General features: G+C 42.9%; 25 protein-coding genes and 1 other annotated feature. Of the genes, 8 read left to right on the top strand and 17 right to left on the bottom strand.

What is annotated here, in order from left to right; translation table 11 throughout:
* Window positions 1-118 precede the first annotated feature (118 nt).
* A complete protein-coding gene (locus IUZ65_RS06585) occupies window positions 119-772 on the top strand; it encodes a PilZ domain-containing protein (RefSeq protein WP_195702987.1) in 654 nt (217 codons plus the stop codon).
* Window positions 773-862: 90 nt separating this feature from the next.
* Here IUZ65_RS06585 and IUZ65_RS06590 read toward each other — a convergent pair whose 3' ends face one another.
* Window positions 863-2,050: a cystathionine beta-lyase gene (locus IUZ65_RS06590; RefSeq protein ID WP_195702988.1), complete on the bottom strand. Its 1,188-nt coding sequence runs from the start codon at window positions 2,048-2,050 to the stop codon at window positions 863-865.
* 99 nt (window positions 2,051-2,149) lie between these two features.
* Complete coding sequence (cls, locus tag IUZ65_RS06595; protein ID WP_195702989.1) at window positions 2,150-3,604, bottom strand: cardiolipin synthase; 1,455 nt, start codon at window positions 3,602-3,604, stop codon at window positions 2,150-2,152.
* Window positions 3,605-4,095: 491 nt separating this feature from the next.
* Here cls and IUZ65_RS06600 point away from each other — a divergent pair, with 491 nt between their 5' ends.
* From IUZ65_RS06600 to pepT, 4 genes are all read left to right on the top strand, one after another.
* Window positions 4,096-5,382 (top strand): sodium-dependent transporter, encoded by a 1,287-nt coding sequence (locus tag IUZ65_RS06600; RefSeq protein ID WP_229638119.1) that lies wholly within the window; start codon window positions 4,096-4,098, stop codon window positions 5,380-5,382.
* A 116-nt stretch (window positions 5,383-5,498) separates the two neighbouring features.
* Entirely contained in the window at window positions 5,499-6,179 is a 681-nt protein-coding gene (locus IUZ65_RS06605; RefSeq protein WP_195702991.1) for a TIGR01621 family pseudouridine synthase, read from the top strand.
* Between the two features lie 3 nt (window positions 6,180-6,182).
* Window positions 6,183-7,115, top strand: a complete 933-nt coding sequence (locus IUZ65_RS06610; protein ID WP_195702992.1) for a class I SAM-dependent methyltransferase — start codon at window positions 6,183-6,185, stop codon at window positions 7,113-7,115.
* 59 nt (window positions 7,116-7,174) lie between these two features.
* Window positions 7,175-8,398 (top strand): peptidase T, encoded by a 1,224-nt coding sequence (pepT, locus tag IUZ65_RS06615; protein ID WP_195702993.1) that lies wholly within the window; start codon window positions 7,175-7,177, stop codon window positions 8,396-8,398.
* 155 nt (window positions 8,399-8,553) lie between these two features.
* Here the strand turns inward: pepT and IUZ65_RS06620 are convergent, their stop codons facing one another.
* The 14 genes from IUZ65_RS06620 to IUZ65_RS06685 all read right to left on the bottom strand — a co-directional run bounded on the left by IUZ65_RS06620 (window position 8,554) and on the right by IUZ65_RS06685 (window position 21,512).
* Window positions 8,554-9,180 carry a CDP-alcohol phosphatidyltransferase family protein gene (locus IUZ65_RS06620; protein WP_195702994.1) on the bottom strand — a complete coding sequence of 209 codons (627 nt, stop codon included), beginning with the start codon at window positions 9,178-9,180 and terminating at the stop codon, window positions 8,554-8,556.
* A 2-nt stretch (window positions 9,181-9,182) separates the two neighbouring features.
* A complete protein-coding gene (locus IUZ65_RS06625) occupies window positions 9,183-9,821 on the bottom strand; it encodes an ATP-binding cassette domain-containing protein (protein WP_195702995.1) in 639 nt (212 codons plus the stop codon).
* Window positions 9,787-11,472, bottom strand: coding sequence for an ABC transporter permease (locus IUZ65_RS06630; protein WP_195702996.1), 1,686 nt, complete (start codon window positions 11,470-11,472; stop codon window positions 9,787-9,789). The genes IUZ65_RS06625 and IUZ65_RS06630 overlap by 35 nt, the downstream gene beginning before the upstream one ends.
* A 6-nt stretch (window positions 11,473-11,478) precedes the next feature.
* A complete protein-coding gene (locus IUZ65_RS06635; protein WP_195702997.1) occupies window positions 11,479-12,627 on the bottom strand; it encodes an ABC transporter substrate-binding protein in 1,149 nt (382 codons plus the stop codon).
* Window positions 12,628-12,895: 268 nt separating this feature from the next.
* The gene (locus IUZ65_RS06640) at window positions 12,896-13,309 is read right to left on the bottom strand and encodes a GspS/AspS pilotin family protein (RefSeq protein ID WP_229637996.1); all 414 of its coding nucleotides are present in this window, start codon (window positions 13,307-13,309) and stop codon (window positions 12,896-12,898) included.
* Between the two features lie 2 nt (window positions 13,310-13,311).
* Window positions 13,312-13,608 (bottom strand): YciI family protein, encoded by a 297-nt coding sequence (locus tag IUZ65_RS06645; RefSeq protein WP_195702998.1) that lies wholly within the window; start codon window positions 13,606-13,608, stop codon window positions 13,312-13,314.
* Window positions 13,609-13,703: 95 nt separating this feature from the next.
* Entirely contained in the window at window positions 13,704-14,111 is a 408-nt protein-coding gene (yciA, locus tag IUZ65_RS06650) for an acyl-CoA thioester hydrolase YciA (RefSeq protein ID WP_195702999.1), read from the bottom strand.
* Window positions 14,112-14,163: 52 nt separating this feature from the next.
* A complete protein-coding gene (locus IUZ65_RS06655) occupies window positions 14,164-14,700 on the bottom strand; it encodes a septation protein A (protein ID WP_195703000.1) in 537 nt (178 codons plus the stop codon).
* Between the two features lie 201 nt (window positions 14,701-14,901).
* On the bottom strand, window positions 14,902-15,708 hold the full coding sequence (trpA, locus tag IUZ65_RS06660; protein ID WP_195703001.1) for a tryptophan synthase subunit alpha: 807 nt from the start codon (window positions 15,706-15,708) through the stop codon (window positions 14,902-14,904).
* A complete protein-coding gene (trpB, locus tag IUZ65_RS06665; RefSeq protein ID WP_195703002.1) occupies window positions 15,708-16,898 on the bottom strand; it encodes a tryptophan synthase subunit beta in 1,191 nt (396 codons plus the stop codon). The genes trpA and trpB overlap by 1 nt, the downstream gene beginning before the upstream one ends.
* Before the next feature lie 17 nt (window positions 16,899-16,915).
* The gene (trpCF, locus tag IUZ65_RS06670; RefSeq protein WP_195703003.1) at window positions 16,916-18,313 is read right to left on the bottom strand and encodes a bifunctional indole-3-glycerol-phosphate synthase TrpC/phosphoribosylanthranilate isomerase TrpF; all 1,398 of its coding nucleotides are present in this window, start codon (window positions 18,311-18,313) and stop codon (window positions 16,916-16,918) included.
* Window positions 18,314-18,315: 2 nt separating this feature from the next.
* A complete protein-coding gene (gene trpD, locus IUZ65_RS06675) occupies window positions 18,316-19,314 on the bottom strand; it encodes an anthranilate phosphoribosyltransferase (protein ID WP_195703004.1) in 999 nt (332 codons plus the stop codon).
* Between the two features lie 48 nt (window positions 19,315-19,362).
* Window positions 19,363-19,941: an aminodeoxychorismate/anthranilate synthase component II gene (locus tag IUZ65_RS06680; protein ID WP_195703005.1), complete on the bottom strand. Its 579-nt coding sequence runs from the start codon at window positions 19,939-19,941 to the stop codon at window positions 19,363-19,365.
* A gap of 5 nt (window positions 19,942-19,946) precedes the next feature.
* Window positions 19,947-21,512: an anthranilate synthase component 1 gene (locus IUZ65_RS06685; protein ID WP_195703006.1), complete on the bottom strand. Its 1,566-nt coding sequence runs from the start codon at window positions 21,510-21,512 to the stop codon at window positions 19,947-19,949.
* A 174-nt stretch (window positions 21,513-21,686) separates the two neighbouring features.
* Window positions 21,687-21,787: a sequence feature (Trp leader region), on the bottom strand.
* Between the two features lie 123 nt (window positions 21,788-21,910).
* Here IUZ65_RS06685 and rnm point away from each other — a divergent pair.
* The 3 genes from rnm (at window position 21,911) to rluB (ending at window position 24,492) form a co-directional block, all read left to right on the top strand.
* Window positions 21,911-22,753: an RNase RNM gene (gene rnm / locus IUZ65_RS06690; protein WP_195703007.1), complete on the top strand. Its 843-nt coding sequence runs from the start codon at window positions 21,911-21,913 to the stop codon at window positions 22,751-22,753.
* Between the two features lie 31 nt (window positions 22,754-22,784).
* Window positions 22,785-23,405 (top strand): L-threonylcarbamoyladenylate synthase, encoded by a 621-nt coding sequence (locus tag IUZ65_RS06695; protein ID WP_195703008.1) that lies wholly within the window; start codon window positions 22,785-22,787, stop codon window positions 23,403-23,405.
* A gap of 190 nt (window positions 23,406-23,595) precedes the next feature.
* Window positions 23,596-24,492 (top strand): 23S rRNA pseudouridine(2605) synthase RluB, encoded by an 897-nt coding sequence (rluB, locus tag IUZ65_RS06700; RefSeq protein WP_195703009.1) that lies wholly within the window; start codon window positions 23,596-23,598, stop codon window positions 24,490-24,492.
* A gap of 77 nt (window positions 24,493-24,569) precedes the next feature.
* On the opposite strand, the gene IUZ65_RS06705 is transcribed toward rluB, so the two are convergent.
* Window positions 24,570-24,923 carry an HI1450 family dsDNA-mimic protein gene (locus tag IUZ65_RS06705; RefSeq protein ID WP_195703010.1) on the bottom strand — a complete coding sequence of 118 codons (354 nt, stop codon included), beginning with the start codon at window positions 24,921-24,923 and terminating at the stop codon, window positions 24,570-24,572.
* Window positions 24,924-24,928 lie beyond the last annotated feature (5 nt).

The following is a 24,928-nucleotide window of genomic DNA, read 5'->3' on the forward strand; positions in this document are numbered from 1 at the left end:
TGTACATGTGCTTTTTCGACATAGAGCAAACTAATTGTTGTGAGAATCGATTATCCTGTAAAGTTAATGAATAACAATGAGTTTCATATCCGTTTATGTTTAGAAGTCTATTGATACTATGAGTATTGAACCAACTAAAGTCACCGACCTTAAAAAATTCCTTCAGTTTGGCATGAAACTTTCTTCGGTAATTAATTTTGGGCCGACTAATCAATATACCTTTACGGGTACGTTTATTGGCCTTAAAGAGCATAATTACCTTATTTTTGAGCTTAGTACCAAAGCAACAGAAGATCTTGTGACTAGGAATATAAACGGTTCGGAGATTGTTCTTAGGGGCGTAACCAATACAGATGAAGGTCACGTTATTGCCTTTCGATCTCGTATTTTAGGCGTCAAGATGATGGGCTCTTCATGGCTAATATTTCTGTCGTATCCAAATAAGTTTGAAACCAAACCAATCCGAGCGACAAAACGTTATAAAGTAAATATTGGTGCAATGGTTGAGATCGGCGGTCAAGAGTACAAAGCTCAGCTTTTAGATATTTCAGTGGCCGGTTGTGGATTGCTTATAAAACAAAGAATTATTGTCAAGCCCGGTGAAGAAGTCATTGTAGTCCCTGATCTTAAGAATATTCCTAAACATTATCCCAAAGCTTATGTTGTTAATTCACGTGTGCAATCTGACAGTACGATAGTTGGGGTTGAGTTAGTAGAAGATCTAGATTGGAGTGATGAGTTGAGGCTAGAGATATTGCAGTTAGTGGTATAATTTAAACGCTGTAGTGGGCTAAATAGAAGTCGAGTATTATTGACTCGACTTCTAAGAGATAACTAAAACAGACGATGTGTCACCGGCTAATCAAGATAACGTTTGTTGGTATCTTTCTAAGCCTTTATCAAGGTCATCGATCAATTCATCGACGTTTTCTAGCCCTATATGTAAACGTACTAGCGTTCCTTTGAAATTAGGATTAGCTACTGTACGTAAACTATTAAATGAGCTGGGCTCATTAGCAAGAATCAAGCTTTCAAATCCGCCCCACGAATACCCCATACTAAAATGTTTCATACCGTCGAGTAATTCCGTTGTCGCTTTGGAATCTGCTGTTTTAAGGATAAAAGAGAATAGACCATTACAACCGGTAAAATCTCGCTTATAAAACGCATGTCCCGGGCAAGTTTCTAATGCAGGGTGACGAACATGGTCCACGAGCGGATGCTCGGCTAACCAATTTGCTACCTTAATACTGTTTTCTTCGTGTTGACGTAATCTCACATCCAGTGTTCTTAGTCCTCGAAGCGCGAGGTATGCATCGTCGGGTGAGATACATTGGCCCATGAGATAACTTTGTTCACGTAATTGGTCCCAACATTTCTGATTCGACACCGCGGTACCGATCATAACGTCTGAATGGCCAACGATATACTTCGTTGCTGCTTGCACCGAAATATCAACCCCGAAATCAAAAGGGGAGAAGTTAACACCGGCACCCCAAGTATTATCAAGGATGGTGATCATGTCCGCTTCTTTGGCTATTTTTGTTAGGGTTGGAACATCTTGCACTTCCATTGTTACTGAACCTGGAGACTCAAGGAACAATATTTTGGTATTGGCTCTAATGAGTTCGCGGATACCTTCGCCTATCATAGGGTCATAATAGGTTGTCTCAACACCCATTTTTTTTAGTATTACATCGCAAAAATTTCGGGTAGGTTCATAACATGTATCGACCATCAGAATATGGTCACCAGTCTCTACGAAGCAGAGAATAGCATTGGAAATCGCCGCCGTACCACAAGGATAAAGTGCACAGCCAACCCCACCTTCAATTTGATTCATTGCATCTTGAAATGCAAAATGTGTATTGGTACCACGACGACCATAAAATAAGGTCTTATTTGCCCGGTCTTTTGTTGCCTGATTTTTTTGTGCGACGGTTTCAAAAACAACGGTTGAAGCACGTTGAACGGGTGGGTTAACCACACCGTTTGTCCATTTTTTATCTCGGCCAGCAGTGACCAGCTTGGTTTGTTTATGTTCGGACATCCCATTTCCCTACATGATGTTTTAATCTGATTTGGTTAATTTAAAACATGATAGAAGATATTAAGCAACTGAAATTCGCTGAAGAAGAATGAGAAACCGTTATAACAATGGGCTAAACAGATAGAAAACACGTTCGAGAAATCGGTATCGCATACTTCTTCCGTTCCATTGTGCTTTATCAACTCTGGTTGACAATGCTTTATAAGACTCCAATAGATCAACCATTTCCAACGTGAAATCTCGATTATCTATCGCGAGCGTGAGCTCAAAATTAAGCCATAAACTGCGCATATCAATATTGACCGTACCGACCAAACAATAAAGGCCATCAACAACGACCGATTTCGTGTGCAGCAGTCCTCCATCAAATTCATATATCCTTACGCCAGCATCGAGCAATTCGTCGTAGTAGGCGCGAGAAGCCCACTGAACCATAAGAGAATCGTTCTTTTTAGGGATGATGAGTTCCACGGTAACGCCTCGTTGGGCGGTCATGCGAAACTCTTCTAATAATTCATCACTAGGAACAAAATAGGGTGTTGTTATACTGACGGATTTCGTTGCCTGGTTTACCGCTAGGGTGAGTACTTGTTGAATCAGGTTTTCTGGCATCCCGGGTCCGGATGGTACCACTTGAATTGGTAAAGCTTTGTCGTCGCTTGCAATAATACATTCTGGCAAGGTAGGCAGTTGTCTATCACCGGTTTCAACCTCCCAATCCCATGCGTGAATAGCAGACAGAATATTAACCGTCGGTCCAGTAATACGGACCATCACATCTACCCATTGACCAATGCCCGCATTCTGTTTGAAAAAAGCAGGATCGACCATATTCATAGAACCGGTATAGGCGACATTATCGTCGATCACGATAATCTTTCGGTGTTGTCGTAGGTCAAGACGTCTTAAAAAAAGACGCCAAGGGCTAACACCAAGTGCTTGGATCACCCGGATACCTTCTTGCTCCATCATCTGTATCCAATGACTCTTGAAGAAGCGATAACTGCCAGCGGAGTCAAGTAAGATTTGTATTTCTACTCCCCTTTTTGCGGCTCGAATTAAGGCATTGCTTACCGCATCGACTAAACCGCCGTTGTGCCAAATGTAAAAAACGGCGCGGATGTGGTGGTTAGAGTTATCGATGTCTTTAATGATGGAACGAAGTATCTCATTCGGAAAACGTTGGAGTGATAAGGTATTGCCGCAGAGTGCTGGAATACTCATGCGGTGGTTGCATAAGTCATCTATCTTCGTGATCTGTGGGCTCATCAGTTCAGGTAAATGAGCTTGGCAGTCGTGTAACTGATCGAACCATTCCCCATAAGGTGTGAACATCTGTTTAGCTCTTTCCGCCCGCTTTTTTCCTAGATTTAGTTCGCCAAAAAGAAAATAACAGATTATGCCAAATACAGGGATGATATAGATAATCATCAACCAAGCTAAAGAAACGCTCACCGCTCGTCTTTTCAGTACGACGCGCAGCGTTACACCGGCGACAAGAACCCAGTAAAAGCCAATACTTACGAGTGTCATTATGTGATAAAACTTTTCCATCTAACCTCGTTGAAAAGAAGAATAGTTAACAAATTGATAATAAAGCCTTTTAAAAAATATTGTTGAGCTTAATTGTTAATTAGCGTCACAGGCTTGTTTATTTAATGCGCAGCCATCCTTCTAACAAACAGAATGGTACAGGCTAATAGGAGTTTAGTTGAGTATGCGGGCAATGGAATAACAGGAAATAGATAACAGTAGATAATCGGGCGGTTTGTTTACTTAATAGGAAGATAACGAGCAATTGTATAAAATAGCAACATTTGTTCGCGTAAATGGCAGCTTAATCCACAATTTACACCAGAGGGTCTTCCAATTCTACTCGCAAACTGTTTTACTTGCCACGCTTGATGCATTGATAGTCTACGGGTCTGACTGTTCAGATTTGTTTACACAATTTCTCTGTATTTTTACAGTACATAATTACATATTTGGTAAATACAATGGCAACGAATTCTAGAGCCCAATTTTCGTCTAAATTTGGCTTCATAATGGCCGCAGCGGGTTCTGCTGTCGGTTTAGGAAATATTTGGGGATTCCCAACTCAGGCAGCGAGCAATGGTGGTGCTGTTTTTTTAATTGTCTATCTTTTGATGGTTTGCGTACTTGCATTCCCCATGTTAGTCGCAGAGTTAACCATAGGTCGGTATGGCCAATCTAACCCTATTGGTTCAATTAAGGCGATTTGGCCAAATGGCAAAATAGGTGCTGCACTTCTAGGCTTAGCTGCGATGACGTGTGCGTCATTAATCCTTGCTTTTTACTCGATCGTTGCCGGCTGGTTGGTTGGTGGTTTTGCTGGTAGTGTTTTTGATTTGGTTGGATTGACAGCTGCGTCAGATTGGATAAATGGCTTCGGTTCAGCACGTAATCTATTGCTGATGGTTGCCTTTATGGCATTAACTATGTATGTAGTAAGAAATGGTGTGGCAGACGGTATCGAACGTTGGTCTACTCGCCTGATGCCTATGTTGTTTACTCTGTTTACGGTTCTAATTATTTACATTTTGACTCAGGACGGCGCGTCTGAAGGCCTAAAAATGTATCTGATTCCTGATTTCTCGCACTTCACACCTAAGTTGCTAGTTAGCGCAATGGGGCAGGCATTCTTTTCTCTATCATTGGGAGTGGGCTCCATAATGGTTTATGGTTCATATCTTCAAAAAGATGTGAACATTCCTAAAACTGCGGCACAAGTTGCGGCCATTGATACTGGCGTTGCCGTTGGTGCTGGTCTTCTCATACTACCAGCAATGTTTGTAGCTAAAGAGCACGGTGTACAGATATTCTCTGAATCGGGTGCGTTATTAAGCTCGGATACACTAGTATTTACTGTACTCCCTGCATTGTTCGATTCAATGGGTTCTGTTGGTCTATTGGTTAGCTTGGTGTTTTTCTTGCTGATGATTATCGCTGCGCTTACGTCGTCCATCTCTTTACTCGAAGTTCCAGTTGCCTGTGCAATTGAAGAACTAAAGCAAAAACGCTCTACTGCTGTACTTTGGATTGGTGGTTTGATCACGGTATTCTCGGCAGTTATTGTATTTAATTTCGGCGCAATGTTCGGAACGGTTATCGAAATATCGACGGTGTACGGTCAGCCAATATTGGGCCTTTGTTGGGCGCTATTAGTCGGTTGGGTTTGGAAGCGCGATAAAGTACTGCAAGAGATCAAACAAGGCTTTCCAGAAGTAGAACAAGGATTGTTTTGGAAAATTTGGCCTTGGTATGTACGCGTCGTTTGTCCCGTCTTTATGCTTTTGGTCTTCTTCGCATAAAACCAAAAATCATCCAAGTTGTTCAAAGGCTCTGCAATTGCAGAGCCTTTTTGATCTCGCTACTCGCATTTTTCTATCAAAGCAGTTAATCTGCGCCAAAGTATGGAGTAACGATTATGTTTGATATTCTTCAACTACAAGAAGACTTTATTGTAATAAACAAGTTTCACAATGTTAGCGTTCATAAAGATGACGGTGACACTATGCTGCTGCAAGAAGTCGCAAAGGTAACCAAAGACAACCAGCTATACCTTGTTCATCGGCTAGACAAAATGACCTCAGGTATCTTGCTTTTGGCCAGAAATAAGCAGGCGGCTCGGGAGTTGTCGACCTTATTCGCGCAGCGAAGCATTGAAAAGTATTATGTTGCGATAGGTAGTAAAAAACCAAAGAAGAAGCAAGGCTTAATTAGCGGTGACATGGAACGTTCGCGTCGTTCAAGTTGGAAGCTTATCAACAGCAAAAATAATCCAGCAGTAACCCAATTTTTTTCCTTGGCTGGTGAAGCGGGTGAACGTATTTTTCTGTGTAAGCCTTATACTGGCAAAACGCACCAGATACGAGTTGCTTTAAAATCAGTTGGTTCTTCTATTGTGGGTGATCGGATATATAACCCGTCTTGCATTAGTGACCGAGGTTATTTACACGCATTTGCGATTCGGTTTAAGTTTCAAAATGAGATAGTTAGTCTAATTGCACCACCCTCTATGGGTGAAAAATGGCAATCTACAGAAATGCTGATGGCATTGGAACAATGGGACACGCCTTGGGATCTGCCATGGCCAACGATTAAATAGATTATGAATAAAGAAAATTTAAATCAGTTTTTTGTACACCTTTCAGACGAAATTGCGACGGCGCCTAATGAAGTCCGCCGCCTATTTCATGGGCGAGGAAGGAAATGGCAAGGGTTAGAACAACTCACTTGTGATTGGTTGCAGGGTCAACTTATCGTCAGTTTATTTAAAGAAGTCGACCAAGAGTTTCTGGATAGCTTACGAAAGGGTTTATTACTTTTTTCTCAGCAAAGCCTTTGGGAAGAAAAAAAGGGGACGGCAATTTTACTTCAACATCGATATCAAAATGGTGCCCCTGCTGAGGTAATTTTAGGTCATTTAGAGGTTCACCCCGTAGTAGTAGAAAGTGGCCTTAGATTCAAGCTCGATCTTGGTAGAAATCAAAACTCTGGCTTATTTCTAGACATGCGATATGGTCGAAATTGGGTTCAACAAAACGCGAAAGAAAAACGCATCCTTAACCTCTTTGCGTACACCTGTGGTTTTTCTGTCGCAGCGATTGAAGGCGGTGCTGAAAAAGTGGTGAATGTTGATATGGCTAAAGCGTCCTTGAGTAAAGGGCGAGATAATCATAGGCTCAATAACCATGATTTGAGCAAGGTGAGTTTCTTAGCCCACGATATTTTTAAATCCTGGGGCAAGATCCGTAAAAATGGCCCTTATGACCTGATTGTCATTGACCCACCTTCATTTCAAAAAGGAAGCTTTGCTCTTACCAAAGACTATAAAAAAATCTTGAGAAGACTACCAGAATTGCTTGCTGATAACGGTGAAGTATTAGCCTGCGTGAACTCACCGTCTGTAACGCCAGAATTTTTGATAGAGAGCATGAATGAAGAAGCGCCTCAATTTGAGTTTATAGAGCGCTTAGAAAACCCACCTGAATTTTCTGATGTGGATGAACTATCCAGTTTAAAAGCACTGCTATTCAAATAGAGAACAGAATGATATTGGGTTTATTAAGTTGAAAATTTTTAAAAAAATAGAGAGTTAAAATGAATAAAGTACTAGATAGATTCTTGCATTATGTTGCATTTGATACCCAGTCCAATGGCGATAACAGTGCTTGTCCAAGTACCCCAGGACAGTTGGTGCTAGCGGAACAGATCAAGCTAGAGATGGAGCAGATAGGTTTAGAGAGTGTCACCTTAGATAGCCACGGTTACTTAATGGCGTCATTGTCCTCGAATGTTAGCCATGATGTGGCCCCTATTGGGTTTATCGCACACATGGATACGGCGCCTGATGAATCTGGTAAAGATGTAAAACCACAGCTAATTAAAAATTATCAGGGTGGTGATATAAAACTAGGAACCAGCGATGAAAAACTTTCACCGGCACAATACCCAGACATGGAAAACCTTATTGGTCATGACTTTGTTACTACTGATGGCACGACATTATTAGGCGCTGATAACAAAGCTGGTATAGCTGAAATTCTTACAGCGATGGAAGTATTGATAAACCACCCTGAGATCAAACATGGTGATATTAAAATTGGTTTCACCCCAGATGAAGAGATAGGCCGTGGTGCTAATCTCTTCGATGTAGAGAAATTTGGAGCCAAATGGGCTTATACCATTGACGGTGGATACATTGGCGAACTTGAGTATGAAAACTTTAACGCCAGCACTGCGAATGTTATTTGTCACGGTGTGAGCGTGCACCCAGGAACAGCAAAAGACAAACTGGTTAACTCTATGAACATCGCGGCTCAGTTCCAAATGAGTATGCCAGCGGATGAGACTCCGGAATGCACAGATGGATATGACGGCTTCTATCATTTAGGTTCGATCAAATCTAGCATCGCGCGTACCGAGTTAAAATATATTGTAAGAGACTTTGACCGAGCTGGTTTAGAGTCGCGTAAAGCGTACATAAAATCTAAAGTAGAGCAATTGAATGACGCCTTGCCGAAAGGTCGCGTATCCCTAGAGTTAGTGGATAGTTACTTTAATATGAAGGAGATGGTAGAGCCTCATCCTCATATTATTGATATTGCCAAGCAGTCGATGATCGATTGCGATGTTGTCCCTCATATATGTCCTATTAGAGGTGGTACCGATGGTGCCCGTCTCTCTTTTATGGGCCTGCCTTGTCCAAATGTCTTCACTGGTGGTTATAACTTCCACGGAATTCATGAGTTCGTCACCGTGCAAGGCATGAATAAGGCTGTCGAAGTTATTGTTAAAATTGCAGAAAATACTGCAAAAAAATAGTGTTAAACGCCCCGTAGGTTCTTATATAAATAGAATACTGTTCGGTTAACGTCATCTAAATTTGTCATCCTGACGAAGTATTTAGCTCTAATCGAACAGCATTACACATAAATAGGGATTTACGAGGTAGTAGAAACGGTCGTTTGGTCAAAACCTCAGGACTCAAGACCTTCGTGTCTTTTCAGTGTGGTATATCCAGCCCAAATTCGGTTTGTGGTGGTAATCCAACAGAGTGTGCCAAATACATACGCTATTTGAGCAAAGTAATCTGGGAATAGACAAAAAATCACAAAGCATGCGATGGTTTCGGTACCTTCTGTTAGTCCCGCCATGTAATAAAGAGATTTGTTTTTGTAAACTGGATTTTCTATATCTCTTTTTCCTGCCATTACGGCGAATGCGAGAAAACTCGACCCTGTCCCAATAAATGAAAAGATAAGAAATGCACCTGCGATTGCGTTTTGTTCTGCGTTAGCTAATACAAACCCAAAGGGGACAAGCGAGTAAAACAGGAAATCTAAGCTGATATCTAAGAAACCACCGGAATCACTAATGCCTTGGATTCGAGCAAGTGCACCATCTAATCCATCACAAAGACGATTCAAAATCACGAAAACTAGCGCAAGATCGTATTGCTGAAATATAAGACTAGGTAAGACCAAACAACCTAACATAAATCCAAATAGAGTGGTTTGGTCTGCAGTAACATTAAACTTGTGTAGCCCTTTGGCGGTTAGTTCCAATGGCATTTTTAAAATCTTGATACTGAATCTATCTAACATGCTTATTGACTCCAGGGCCAGCGTAAACACTGACTATTTGATGGTACATCCGATTCGTCATGGGTAACGAGTAGGGCAGGTACCTTCGCACGAGCAAGCTGTTCAAACACCCAATCTCGAAATTGCTCTCTAAGCTCTTTATCTAATTTACTAAATGGTTCATCCAGCAAAACGAGCTTCGGTTTTGCAAGTAGCATGCGAACGAGACTTATCCTTGCTCTCTGTCCGCCAGAGATTTGTTGTGGCATTGAGTTTGCCAGTGAAAATAATCCAACATTTTCAAGCGCGGCGTAAGCCTGCTGGCGTCTATTTTCTGACTTTACTGAGTTTGGCAAAGCAAAAGCAAGGTTTTCCCAAACGGAGAGGTGAGGGAATAGTAGATCGTCTTGAAAGAGAATACCGACCTCTCTTTGATGAGCAGGGAGTTTGCTGATACAAATGCCATTTAGTGTGAGGTTGCCATCGAAAGAAAACTCTTCGGTTAGGTGACCGGCTATCATATTCAGTAGAGTCGACTTACCACATCCACTTGGACCCATAAGAGTTAATACTTCACCGGGTTTTACTTCTATGTTTAAGGGGGTAAATAGAGCCACCTTATTTCTGTTAGAGATGGTGAGGTTTTTTAGACAAAGGCTCATTAAATATACGTTTCCTAATTGGTGTTAGCCCCTTTCTTTGAAGGCGGTTGAGTACGAATGCACAAGTGAAAAATAGTAGTGGTAATATAGCTTGCCACAGCGCATAGATCGCCATGACTCGTCTATCTGACCCGCTTGATAGAGCAACAGCTTCCGTTGTTATCGTAATTACTCGTCCCGAACCGAGCATCAATGTAGGTAGATATTGGGCTAGACTGACACCAGCACCAACAGCCCACGCAAAACTTATTGCAGGAAATAATATGGGCATTTTAACTTTAAACCAAACCTGCCAAGGTGTCTTCCCTAGGCTCAACGCGGTTTGGCTATAGCCGTCATTATAGCTGCGCCACGGACCATCTAATGCGAGATAAACGTACGGGAAAGCAAAAAATATGTGCGACCAGACGACCCAAAATAGTGGCATACTCACATTGATATACAAGGTAGAGACTTGAAGCCCGAATAGTAGCGATAGCTGAGGTACTAGCATAGGCGTTGCTATAATGAGATTGGGAATGCGTAGTCGATATCTTTTTTTATATTCGTGCGCGATTAATGCAAATACCAACGCCAAAGAAGCCGATACCAATGCAATAAAAAGACTGGTATTTATTGTTGCAATCACACTATCCCATTCTTGTTGCCAAAAACGGTGACTAAATTGAGACGGAAGAAGATCGGGGAAACGCCATCGTTGGGCAACAGACCATAGAAGCGTGATCGGCAGTATCAGTATATTAATCAACACAACTACTAAAAATAATGTCATACCGCGCAATTGAAAACCAGCCCTACCGGAAATCTGCCATGTTCGTCGTTTCCGCACGATTAGATGCTCTAACCACTTTGTCAAAAGAATTAAAACGGTGCAAACAATAAACAAAATGACCGCACCTGCAGCGGCTCTAGGGAAAAGCGATAAATCGGGATCTGAGAACCACTGCCAAACCAATACCGCGAATGTAGGGGGATTCGTTGGACCCAAAATTAAACTCATATCTACCACTGAGGCACTGTAGGCGATAATAGCCAAAAGAGAAAAACGAATTTTAGTTAACCACTGAGGTAATACACACTTCCACCAGAACTGGGCTTGAGAGTAACCTAAACTGGTTGCAACCTTATAGGATTCTTCCAGCTTTAACTGCTGAGTAATTGGGATACTCATTAACAATAAGAAAGGCAGTTCTTTTAGCGCTAAAGCGAGAGCTAACCCTATACCATTTTGGTCATTAACGAGGTAAGAAAAATCGCTATTGCCCAGTATAGGTGACAGAATTCGAGCGGCTAACCCTGTCGGCGAGAATAAGAACGCAAAACCAATAGCAAAAGCTATATGAGGAACCGCAAGCAGAGGGGCCAAGCTACTCGTTACCCACTTCCAAGCGCGCGTATTCCAAGTTGTTTGTAATACGGCAAAGGTTATAAAGCAGGCTAGATAACTACTGGTTAAAGAGGTGAATACCGTGAGGTATAGGGACCGTGTTACACCACTCCATGCGAATACGTCTGCAAACCCTTTCAAAGAGACTTCAGAGAGCCCGAGCGAAGGAATATAGCTAAGTGCAGACAGAACGACTCCCAACACACCAGGTATGATGGGAGCAATACAGATAAGAATCACAAAGCTATAGAATAGGCGTAACATAATCAGTTACTGGTTTCCGTAACGTTTTAACCACTCAGCTTCAAGCGCTGTTTGCCAACTTGGGTGTGGTTCATCAATTGATTTAAAGAGCTTGGTATTTTTTGCGGAGCCTGTAAGGTATTGATTGGACAACACAGAAGGATCCCCCCAGACTTTCAAATCGCCTTTACGTGACTGAGCCTCTGGGCTGAGCAAAAAGTTAATTGCAATCAGAGCACCTTCCTTCGCAGTAGCATTCCACGGAATAGCTAGAAAGTGGATATTAGATAACGCACCAGCATCCAGTGCGTACGTTTTGGTCGTTTCGGCAAGTGTACCATTCGCCTGTGCAGAAAAAACGGCATTTGGGTTAAACGTTATCGCGAGATCTAATTGTCGATCATCGAGTAGCTGCATGGTTTCAGATGAACCTGCAGGAAACTGTTTGCCTTCCCGCCAGGCCGTTTTATGAAACTCATCAAGGTATTGCCATAGAGGTTGGGTAACGATGGTAAAGTCAGCTTCGTTCACTGGTTGAGAAAGTGATTTATCCCCATTTGTTAGCTCGATAAGAAGTGCCTTTAGAAAGCTGGTTCCATGAAACGAAGGTGGTTTCGGATAGCTAACTCGATTAGGAAAAGCTTTGCTGTAGCTAAGCAGTTCGGCAAATGAGGCGGGTGGATTATTCAACGTGGTACTGTCGTGAATAAAGACGAGTTGTCCGACACCCCAAGGTGCTTCTAGGCCATTGGTTGGTTCGGAAAAGTCAAAATCAATAGGTAAGGATTTATCAACGAACTCCCAACTTGGCAGTGTTTGAGTAAAAGGTCCATATAAAAGATCACTGTTCTTCATGGACTTAAAGTTTTCACCATTTATCCAAACCATATCAACACTGCCACCGCTATTCTTATCGGCGGTTTTTTCGGCTAACAAAAGAGAGGTAGTCTTAGATATATCGGTCACTTTTACGTGATTGAAATTAATACCGTAACGGCTTTTAAGTTCTTTTCCTGTCCATTTGAGGTAGGCATTTATTTCCTGACTGCCACCCCAAGCATGAAAGTAGACATCTTGACCTTTGGCTTTTGTTTCGATGTCTTGCCATGATGATGAAGCAGAATAAGCGGTTGAGCTTATTAAAGCAGTGGTAATAAAGAGAGCAGTAGTCTTCATTGGATTCCTTTCTTTGAGCGTCGGTCTATACGGCTATTTAACTTATTTTATTAAAATAGACGCGTTACATTAACAATATAGCTGAGTAGACCGGAGGTTTATTACTTTTCATTCATTATGAAGTAAAAAGAATGATTTCGCTAAAGAAATAAGTGGTTAAACATGGGGTTAACTGACGGTGTTGCAATAGGTTTAGGCAAGGCTACCCTCTCAAATTTCCTTTATAAAGAGGAGCTAGAGAGGGATAAATACGAAGAGTTTGTTACTATTACACTTTTGTTTCTTCAGATAAGGCAGTACACGTATCGATTGAAATTATCTGCTCGACAAGAAGTTGACCTCGTTCGCTGCGTATTTTGATATTATAAATTACGCCATGTACTAAGTTTGCTTTTACTTCACTATTTGAGCAGTAGTAGCTAACACTCTTTTCTATAAGCTGTTGTGGAGGGATTGAGCCTTCACTGTTATAAATCATCATTAACTCAACGACGCTGCCTTTGGCTTTCGCTTGCATAACCGTCAATGGCCCATGTTCAATTGGCAGATTGTTAGAAAGAATAGAGGCTCTATGGGCTGCAATGGCTTCCACTTGACGTTCTTTATCCGCAGTCGCACTACAGGCTGCTAGGGTCATGATAAACAAGCCACTTATCACTAATTTAGAAAATTTATCTTTCATAGCTAAAGTACTTTTTTGAATGGTTTGACGATGACTTTTTCATAGACACCTGCGTCGATATATGGGTCTGTATCAGCCCATTGTTGAGCGTCTTGCAATGACGGGAAGTCAGCGATAACGGTTGAACCAGTAAAACCCGCTTCTCCCGGGTTCTCTGAGTCAATGGCTGGCATTGGTCCTGCAGTTAACAAACGACCTTCATCTCTAAGAGCCTGTAAGCGAGCCAAATGCATCTCCCTTGCTGACATGCGTTTTTCTAATGAATTTTCAATATCTTGAGAAAAAATAACATACCACATATAAAACGTCTCCTTGTTGACATGAATAAGGACCACTGTACTAAATCAATTGGGTCTGTGTGAAATTTAACGAAAAGAATGTGAATTAATATCTACTATTTGTCTATTTTCTTTACTGGTCTAGGGCGGCCGTTGCTGTCGATAGCAACATAGTTAAAGGTCGCTTCACAAACCTGATATCGATCACCTATCCCATCGACATTGACTGGTTTTACCCAAACCTGCAGATTAATCGACATTGATGTACGGCCTATTTTCGTACACTCACCGTGGCAACAGACCACATCGCCTACCGCGACAGGGGCTTTAAATGTGATGCTAGAAACAGAGACAGTAACGACACGGCCAAACGAAATTTCTTTTGCTAATATGGCGCCGGCCAGATCAAGTTGGGACATAATCCAACCACCAAATATATCACCATTGGCGTTAGTATCTGCTGGCATCGCAAGGGTTCGAAGTAGCATCTGCCCTCGAGGGTTTTCATCAGTTTTGTTACTCATTTATGACTTCCAATATAACGCCCTCGCATTTGAGATACGAGGGGATAATGATTTATTTCGACTCTTCTTTCGGAAGGTGCTTATAGATATAGATACCCGTTAAGAGGGTAAAGCCAAATGTGGCGGCAAGCAAACCAAATACTTTAAAATTCACCCAAACATCAAGGGGTAAACTGAAAGCCACATAGATATTTAACAGCGCACAAAGTGCGAAAAATACCATCCAAGCCCAGTTGATTTTTGCCCAAACGGCGTCAGGCAATGCTATCTCTTTACCGAGCATCCCTTTGATTACTGGTTTTCCCATTAGGTGCGTGACGAGCAATCCTAGAGAAAATAAAGAGTAAACAATGGTTACCTTCCACTTGATGAAGTTGTCGTCGTGGAAAAAGAGTGTCATACCGCCAAACACAGCCACTATTGCAAACGTAATTAATTGCATTTTTTCTACTTTTTTATAAAGAAAGTAGGTCAATACGATTTGAATCGCCGTAGCCACTATCAATGCACCTGTAGCGACATAGATGTCGTACATTTTGTAGAGCGCGAAAAATATAATTAATGGAATAAAATCAATAAGTTGTTTCATTTAATACTAATATGTCACATAAAGATGACTCATAGTCTACCCAATTTATTGCCAATGCTAAATAGCGACGTAAGATCTGGATACAAAAATGACCGCTAATGCGGCCATTTTACAGAACTAAATCATTGTAACGAGCTTAGCGCTCGATAGGCATTACTGTTCAACCATCGCCTTTCATCTGAATTTTTAGATGAAGGGTAACTATTGTATTGTCGCCGCTTTCATCGGCGTAATAAATGCGGTCAGTTCAGCGAGCATTTTATCCGGATTGTCTACATTGGTTTCAATGATTTTCACAACAGCAGACCCAGAAATAGCACCGGCGGCACCGGCGGCAACTGCCTCTTTAACCTGCTCTGGTTGAGATATACCAAAACCAAGTAGAGCAGGCGGGGCATCGTATTGATTAAGACGTTCCATCAGATGGGATACGGGCATGTTTGCTTTTGTTTCAGCGCCTGTTACACCAGAACGAGACAGTAGATAGGTATATCCGCCACCAAGCTCTGCCACAGCTTGAAGTGTCTCGTTACTTGCAGTCGGTGGCGCGATAAAGATAGGTTTCACACCGTATTTTTTTGCCGCTTCGGTAAACTCGGCACTCTCATTAGTTGGCACGTCTGCAATGAGTACAGAGTCGATACCCGCTTCCGAGCAATGTTTGTAAAAACTGTCTATGCCTCGGGAAAAAACCAAGTTAGCGTACATCAGTAACCCGATAGGTAATTCAGGGTGTTTGGCGCGTATCTTGCCAATTAACTCAAAACAGATACTGGGTGTCACTCCAGATTCCAGTGCGCGCATATTCGCACCCTGAATGGTTGGCCCATCCGCTAAAGGATCCGAAAAAGGGATGCCTAATTCTAACGCATCAGCGCCTGCATCTACGAGGTTTTCCATTATCTGTAGAGACAGTTCAGGGTTTGGGTCGCCAACGGTGACGAATGGGACAAAAGCCCCTTCATTCTTATCGGCTAAGCGCTGGAAAAGTAATTGATAGCGATCCATTACAGAGCTCCTTTTGATTCTAATATGTCGTGAACAGTGAAGATGTCTTTGTCACCTCGACCGGACAAATTGACTACTAATAACTGTTCTTTCTCTGGGTTGTCCCTCACCATTTTTAATGCGTGAGCAAGGGCATGGGCCGATTCAAGGGCCGGGATAATACCTTCGCTCCTTGCCAGCTCCTGGAACGCTTCCAATGCTTCGTCATCCGTAACGGAATCATATTCAGCACGACCTGTTGCGTGGAGATGCGCGTGTTGTGGTCCTACTGATGGGAAATCCAAGCCTGCTGAAACGGAGTAAGACTCTTCTATTTGGCCGTTTTCATCTTGCATTAATGGCGATTTCATACCGAAGTAGATACCGGTTTTTCCATGTTTCAGTGGGGCACCATGTTGGTTTGTATCGATGCCTTTGCCTGCGGGTTCTACACCAATCAACCTTACATTCGGTTCTTCGATGAAATCTGCAAACATACCGATAGCATTTGAGCCACCGCCAACGCATGCGATCAGCGCATCAGGTAATCGGCCTTCGCGAGCCAAAATTTGGTTCTTAGTCTCTTCACCGATAATGCGTTGGAATTCACGCACAATAGTTGGAAAAGGATGAGGTCCAGCAGCGGTACCTAACAGGTAGTGTGCATCTTCATAGGTAGCAGACCAGTCACGTAGCGCTTCATTACACGCGTCTTTTAAAGTAGATGAACCTGAGTGGACAGGGATGACGGTTGCCCCCATGAGTTTCATTCTGAACACATTGGGACTTTGACGCTCAATGTCCTTTGCGCCCATATAAACGCGACACTTTAGGTTAAGCAGCGCACAAGCCAGAGCCGTGGCGACGCCGTGTTGGCCTGCACCTGTTTCTGCGATTATCTCTTTTTTACCCATACGTTTGGCAAGCAGTGCCTGACCAAGAACTTGGTTGGTTTTGTGCGCACCACCGTGCAATAAATCTTCACGTTTTAGGTAGAGTTTAGACTTGGTTCCTTTCGTCAGGTTACGTGTCAGGGTCAATGCCGTTGGTCGGCCAGCATACTCCTGAAGTAACGTCATAAATTCCGCCTGAAACTCGGGGTCATTCTGTGATTTGATAAACTCGTCTTCTAGCTGATCCAGAGCGGGTACCAAGATTTGTGGTACGTATTGCCCACCATACTCACCAAAATAGGCGTCTAATTTAGCCATGATTATTCCTCACAATCTTAATAATTTTTAATTTCTGTAAATGCTTGCTTAACGAGTTCTGGATCTTTTTTCCCGGGTGCGGATTCAACGCCAGAATTAAGGTCTAAACCAAGGCAACCTAACGCGGCCGCTTGTTTAACATTTTGCGGTGAAAGGCCACCCGCTAGCATGATGTCATTGGTTGTGCTAATCAACGACCAGTCAAAGCTTTGTCCTGTACCACCAGACTGCGTGCCTACCTTGCTATCGAGCAAGTGACGTGACACGTCTGACGTTATTAGTTCTGGTATAGAGTCAGTGACACCATACGCCTTCCAAATAGCACAGTCATCGGATAATTTTTCTCTAATCGCCGATATGTAGGCTTGGTTTTCGTCGCCATGTAGCTGAACGGCTGTTAGCTTGAGTGTATTCGCAATATCGACAACGAAGTCTTGCGATTGGTTTTGAAATACACCGACGTAATTGAGCGGTGCACCACTCATGACTAACCGTGCGGCTTCCAAGTCAACCTTGCGCTTCGATTTTTCGGCAAAGATAAGCCCGCCATATACTGCTCCAGCTTGATAAACGATGGCAGCATCATTGGCATGGGTTAATCCGCACACTTTATTATCTCCAAGCAACACGCTGCGTACGGTAAGTTCAAGGTTATCTTTTGCCATCAGTGAACTGCCGATTAAAAAACCATTGGCGTATTGCTTCAGCGCTCTAACTTGCTGGTTGGTATAGATACCAGACTCAGAAATAATCGTTGTTCCTTTTGGCAATAACGGCGCGAGCTCGCGAGTCCGGTTTAGGTCGGTAGAGAGATCTCTTAGATTTCGATTATTGATACCAACCACTTTTGCTTTTAAGGCAATAGCGCGGTTTACTTCTTCCTCATTACTGGTTTCCGTTAAGATTCCAAGGCCAAGAGAATGGGCAACATCAGCAAGCTCTACATACTCTTCGTCGTTAAGAACAGAAAGCATCAGCAATATGGCATCGGCATTGTAATGACGGGCGAGATAGACTTGATAGGTGTCTATCATAAAATCTTTACACAAGATGGGTTGTGGTGCCTGTGAGCGGACCTGAGGTAGAAAATCAAAGCTTCCTTGAAAATATTTCTCATCGGTCAACACTGAAATCGCGCTGGCATGGTTAGCATAGACCGAGGCAATATAGTCGAGGTCAAAGTCGTCTCTAATGAGCCCTTTTGACGGCGAAGCCTTCTTACATTCAAGAATAAATGCCGTCTTGTCCTTTGATAGCGCAGCATAAAAATCACGATCAGAAGGGATAAGCTGATCCTTGAATGTCGATAAGGGTTGAGATGCTTTTCTTTCCTTAACCCACACTCGTTTATCTCGAACTATGTTGGCGAGTACTTCTGCCATTTCACGATTCTGTTTAGTGATATGTTCAGACATATTTAGCCTCTTTCTGCCAATTGTTTAACAAGTTCGTAAGCCTTTCCTGAGTTCATTGCTTCGATTGCTTTTTGTGTATTTACTTTTAAATCCTCTTGACCAAAAAGTCGGAGCAACAATGCGACGTTTACAGCAACCGCAGAAACCTGTGCTTCAGTGCCTTTGCCCGTAAGTATGTCGGTAATAATGGCTCGATTCTCTTCTGGTTCGCCACCTTTGATGGCGTCTAGTGGGTGTGTATTTACACCAAAATCTGATGGTGACAACGTGTATTCGGTTATTTTCCCATTGATGATCTCTGCGACCATGGTTTCGCCATGAATGGCTACTTCGTCTAGGCCACTACCGTGTACAACGGCAGCGCGTTTTAGCCCCATCTTAGCGATAGTTTCTGCGATTGGACGAACCAGCGCTGCGTCGTAAACACCCATTAATTCAATGGGTGGACGAGCAGGGTTAATGAGGGGACCAAGGATATTAAATATTGTGCGTGTTTTCATCGCTTGCCTAACTGGCATCGCATGGCGGACGCCACCGTGATATTGGGGAGCAAACAAGAAGGCAACGCCTAAATCATCAACGGCTTTAGCGGTATCTTCTGCACTCATCGCTAGATTTATGCCAAACGAGTCGAGTAAATCTGACGAACCTGATTTACTTGATACACCACGGTTGCCGTGTTTTGCGACCTTTACACCACAAGCTGCGGCGACAAACGCCGCTGTCGTTGAGATATTAATGGTATTTGAACCATCTCCACCGGTACCAACAATATCAGCAAAATCGTATTCTGGCCTTGGAAATGGGCTAGCATTAGCGAGTAATGCGGACGCCGCACCAGCAATTTCGTCTGGTGTTTCCCCTTTGATTTTTAAAGCCGTCAGTACTGCGGCGAGCAACATTGGATCCATTTCACCCTTGATGATGGAATCGAACAGGCTGTGGCTTTCGTCTTGAGTCAAGGAAACTTGATCGTATAGTTTGTTAATTATCGCTTGCATGGTTATTCCTTCAAAATTCTTCAATATTGTTGCCGTTTCGATGCTCTACTAATCTAAAGCCCATTGGATTGTGTTGGCTAACAAGGTGGCGCCGTAAGTCGTCATAATTGATTCAGGATGAAATTGGTACCCACATACTCTGTCTTGCTCGTGAACCACCGACATGACCAAACCATTTGCATGGGCGGTAATCGTTAGATCTTCTGGTACGGACGTCGCAACCAAAGAGTGGTATCGAGCGACGGCAAGTGGTGATGGTAACTCCTGATAAACCTTGTGACTTTGGTGTTCCATCATTGATACTTTTCCATGGACAATCTCGCCAGCGCCTTCAACTGTGCCTCCGTATGCTTCTACGATTGCTTGATGCCCTAGGCAGATCCCTATGATGGGCACTTTACCTTTCATTAACTGAAGTAACTCGGGCATACTCCCTGCGTCGGAAGGTGCACCGGGGCCGGGAGACAGAATAATGACAGGGTTGTTTAATTGAGCGATGGCAATTTCAATGGTTGTGGCAGCGATATTATTACGATATATCGTCACGTTATGTCCGAGAGAACGGAATTGATCCACTAGGTTGTAAGTGAAGGAATCAAAGTTGTCGATGAACACTAAATTCGCCATGTCACTTACTCCGTATGTGCGAGTTGGATAGCGGAAATAACCGCCTGCGCTTTACCGCGAGTCTCGTCGGCTTCGGCTTGAGGGTCTGAATCGTAGACTACGCCTGCACCCGCCTGTACTTGTGCAATACCATCTTCTACATAAGCGGCTCGGATAACAATACAGGTGTCTAGGTCGCCTTGTCCGGTGAAATAACCAACGGCGCCTCCGTAGCTGCCACGTCGCACTTTTTCAACGTCCCGGATAAGCTGCATTGCGCGAATTTTTGGTGCGCCAGTTAGCGTACCCATGTTCATGCAGGCTTGGTAAGCATGCAGCGCGTCTAAGTCATCGCGAAGTTGACCAACGACGCGAGAGACCAAGTGCATGACATGGCTGTATCTATCCACCTTTAAAAGGTCCGCCACGTGGCGTGTACCTGCAGTACTAATACGAGCAACATCATTCCTTGCTAAATCTACCAACATCATATGTTCAGCGTTTTCTTTCATATCACTACGGAGGTCGAGTTCAATACGGCCATCTAAATCTAAGTTAATGGAACCATCCGGATTTTTGCCGCGACGTCGAGTCCCAGCAATGGGATATATTTCCACTTGATTGGTTTCAGAGGAATATTTTAGTGCACTTTCTGGTGACGCGCCGAAAAGGGTAAACAGCTCGTCATGCATGTAGAACATATAAGGGCTAGGATTGCTTTTTTTGAGCCCTTTATAGGAGCCCAAAGGCGAGGGGCAGGGCAATGTGAATCTTCTCGAAGGGACGACCTGAAAAACATCACCTTTAATCACATATTGTTTTAGATCGCGAACCGTTTGACAAAAGTCTTCGTCTAATACACTCGGGGTCGCTTCGCACGCCTTTAATTTAACGGTATCTCGCAAAGGTGCGGGGTCTTCACTGTGGTCACAGATTTCCGTTAACCGTTGTTGTATTTGGTTAGTGGATGCTTCTGTACCATCAAATACAGATCCCTGAACCAAACAGGTCTGCGATTGGTGGTCTATAACCATCAGTGTTTCGGCTAAGTAAAAGACATAATCTGGACAGCTGTTCGTTTGTTCAGCATGGCCTAGAGGTTCGAAGTTCGCAACCAAATCGTACGAGAAAAGCCCACCAATAAATAAAGCGAAGGTGTCCTTATTCTCGGTATCAAAGCTGTGTTGAATAATACGCAAAGCATCGAATGAAGACGCCTCTTTTAAACGGCTGTCTTCATCTATATTTGTGTCAGCTTGAGGAAAATCTAGTTGTAGGTTTTCACCCTCTTTATTGATGGCAACATTTGCGGTGACATGTGAAGCAATTCGCGCTAAGGCGTTAATGCCATTTAGAGACAGTGGTTGCATCTCAACATGGTGCCCATTGCAAACCACGCGCACAGCCGCATCTATCAACAACATGCTCTTTAGATCTTCTTTTGAATCGATATCCGCTGATTCTAAAAGGAGGCTATTTGTTTTGTCCGCACACAGCACTTGAAAAAGGCGAGTTGGGTCTTCGGAATAAGGAACAGATAGAGAGATAACATCTAATTTGCCCTTTTGTGTAATTTGAATCGCCTTATTCATAAGACATCCTCTGATAATGCTAAATTTGGAGCGGTTGCCCCCAGTTTCTCATAAACACTTACGCTACCCAATAATTAATGAAATCAAACTGTTGCTATTTTGTTCAGTTAACAAGTTATCTCTGTAAAATAAATTGTCATCAACGTTAGGTTCAAAAATGAGTAAGTGGAAGCAATAAAAAAACCCGTCGTATAGACGGGTTTTAAACTAAATTCTGTATATCAAACAGTATCGTTACCCCGTCAAGTCCCAAAACCGATACGCCACCAACGAAGCTCAGACACAATGTCTGCTCTTTTATCGCTAGGCTTTTGGTTAGATTCTTGTAACATAGTGTATTATTCCTATTTGAAAGTTGTACTAGTAAACTAGTACTAGAGACTAAAGTCAAGTATTAAATGAAAATTGATCTACACTGCCATACAACCGCCTCTGATGGACGATTAACTCCGACGGAAATCGTCGATAGGGCAATTGAATTTGACGTACGCGTTCTAGCGATTACTGACCATGATACGATAGATGGCTTAGCGCCTGCCTTTGAATATGTTGATAATAACAAACTGAATATTAAGCTGATTCGTGGCATTGAGATTTCGACGGTCTGGCAAAATAAAGATATCCACGTAGTCGGATTAAATATAGATGAATGCAACCTTGAACTACTGACTCTTATACAAGAGCAAAAGCAGAGAAGAGCAGAACGCTCTGAACTGATGGCACTAAGGCTTGCGAAGGTCACTAAAGAAACGGTGTTAGCCGAGGTAAAAGAAATCGCATCAGGTGCCCCCCTTACGCGATCTCACTTTGCAAAGTGGCTTGTGGATAATGGTTATGCGAAAACCATGCAGCAGGTTTTTAAAAAATACTTAACGCGAGACAAGCCCGGTTATGTACCGCCGAACTGGTGTTCTATAGCAGAGGCGGTTGCGGCTATTCATGCCGCTGGAGGTGATGCAGTTCTGGCGCATCCGGGACGATATCAGTTAACCGCTAAGTGGACCAAACGCTTGATATCAGCCTTTGTGGAAGCAGGTGGAAACGGAATGGAAATCGCGTTGCCTCAACAAGGTCAACAAGAAAGGCGAAACCTTGCCGATTATGCTATACAATACAACCTATTAGCGTCCCAAGGGTCCGATTTTCATTATCCATCCCCTTGGACGGAGCTGGGACGTAATCTTTGGTTACCTTCTGGTGTAGATCCAATATGGAAAGATTGGGGTATAAACCCAACCTAAGATACCGATGCGTCGGTAGTGAGGAATTATCATGAGTCAATTTTTTTATGTACACCCAGACAATCCGCAAGCTCGGTTGATTAGCCAAGCGGTTGCGATTATTCGAACTGGTGGTGTTGTTGTCTACCCAACCGATTCTGGTTACGCACTTGGGTGTCAGCTAGAAAATAAACAAGCATTAGACACTATTTGTCGTATTCGTAAACTGGATGACAAACACAATTTTACGCTTCTCTGCCGAGATCTTTCTGAATTGTCAATATATGCACGCGTTGATAACACCGCATTCCGTTTGCTAAAAAATAATACGCCTGGTGCCTATACTTTTATTTTTAAAGGGACTAAAGAAGTTCCACGCAGACTGATGAATGCGAAGCGTAAAACAATTGGTATAAGGGTTCCTGACAACCGTATTGCTCTTGATTTATTAGAAGCCTTGGGTGAACCATTAATGTCGACCACCCTGATTTTGCCAGGAAGTGATGTTGCGGAATCAGATCCAGAAGATATCAGAGATAAACTAGAGCACACGGTTGATCTGATAATGAATGGTGGTTATCTGGGAGAGCAGCCAACAACGGTCATTGATTTTAGTGATGATGAACCTGTGGTACTGAGATTGGGTGCAGGTGACCCATCTCCATTCAAATAGAACCAAATAAAGGAGCTTCGGCTCCTTTTTCTTTATTGAAATCGGTCAAATCGCTATCTAATTCTTATGAAAATAATGTATAATCGCCGACCGCATTTTTATTGCAGTTTTGTTTGTTCGATGCAAGTCGTGCAAGAGACAATTTTTTAAATTACTGACGTCTGTGAAGACGACAACAACAGGTATATTGATGAGCGAAAAACTACAGAAAATTTTAGCCAGAGCCGGTCACGGTTCAAGGCGTGAACTAGAAACATTAATCAAATCAGGCCGTGTAAGTGTTAACGGTAAAGTTGCGAAGCTCGGTGAGCGCCTAGAAGACGATAATTCAGTTATCCGTATGGACGGACATGTTATCTCTATTAAAGAAGATGACGATGAGGTATGTCGTGTATTGGCGTATTACAAACCTGAAGGCGAGTTATGTACTCGTTCTGATCCTGAAGGTCGTAGAACTGTATTTGATCGCTTGCCTAAAATTCGTGGTGCACGCTGGATCTCTGTAGGGCGTCTGGATGCAAATACATCTGGTTTACTGTTATTTACTACAGACGGTGAGTTAGCCAACCGCTTGATGCACCCTAGCCGTCAGGTAGAGCGTGAATATCTAGTCCGCGTATTTGGTGAAATAGACGAGAAAAAGGTTCGCAATGTTGTTCAGGGTGTGAAACTTGAAGACGGCATGGCACGATTCGAAGATGTTGTTTATGCCGGTGGTGAAGGTATGAACCATACTTTCTACGTGGTGATTAACGAAGGACGTAACCGTGAAGTTCGTCGCTTATGGGAGTCACAAAACACAACAGTAAGTCGATTAAAGCGTGTTCGTTATGGTGATATTTACCTAGAGAAAACGCTACCACGTGGTGGTTGGATGGAACTTGAACTGAAAGAAGTTAACTACTTGCGTGAGTTAGTTGAATTGAAGCCAGAAAAGAATACAGTGATAGATCTAGATAAAAACAATACATCTCGTAAACGCGAACGTTCACGTCATCAGAAAATTCGCCGCGCAGTTAGACGTCATGAAGAAAGAGTGACAGCCCCTAAAGGTCGTGGAAATAGAAATCGTAAAGTAAGAAAATAACGTAAACGATAAATAATAGATGAATAATAAAAAACGGGTTATACATGGTGTAACCCGTTTTTGCGTTTAATTAAAGTTTACTCTCTTTTCCAAAAAACATGACAGAACTTATGCTCTGGAGTACGGCTAACGAGCATTCTGGCAAACACATCATCAAGTACATCCGATTCTTCATCCACTAAGCCAATGCGAACCTCAGCATAGACTTCTTTGTCTACTTCAAAGCCGACTTCTGCTGCCCAATCATCACCAGTTTCAACCAACTCTGCTGCGCCTCGGTCTTCGAACTGTGCGGTGAATAGAATCACATCTGCAGGTTCTAGGTTATCAGGTGCCATTTCTAAGAAGATATCGTATGCGACGTCAATAACATCATCATATGAAATCAGTTCTTCTTGGGCGTTTTGATTACCTTCGTTGTTATCTACCATATGCT

The organism is Vibrio sp. VB16 (genome assembly GCF_015594925.2).
Classification (GTDB): Bacteria; Pseudomonadota; Gammaproteobacteria; order Enterobacterales; family Vibrionaceae; genus Vibrio.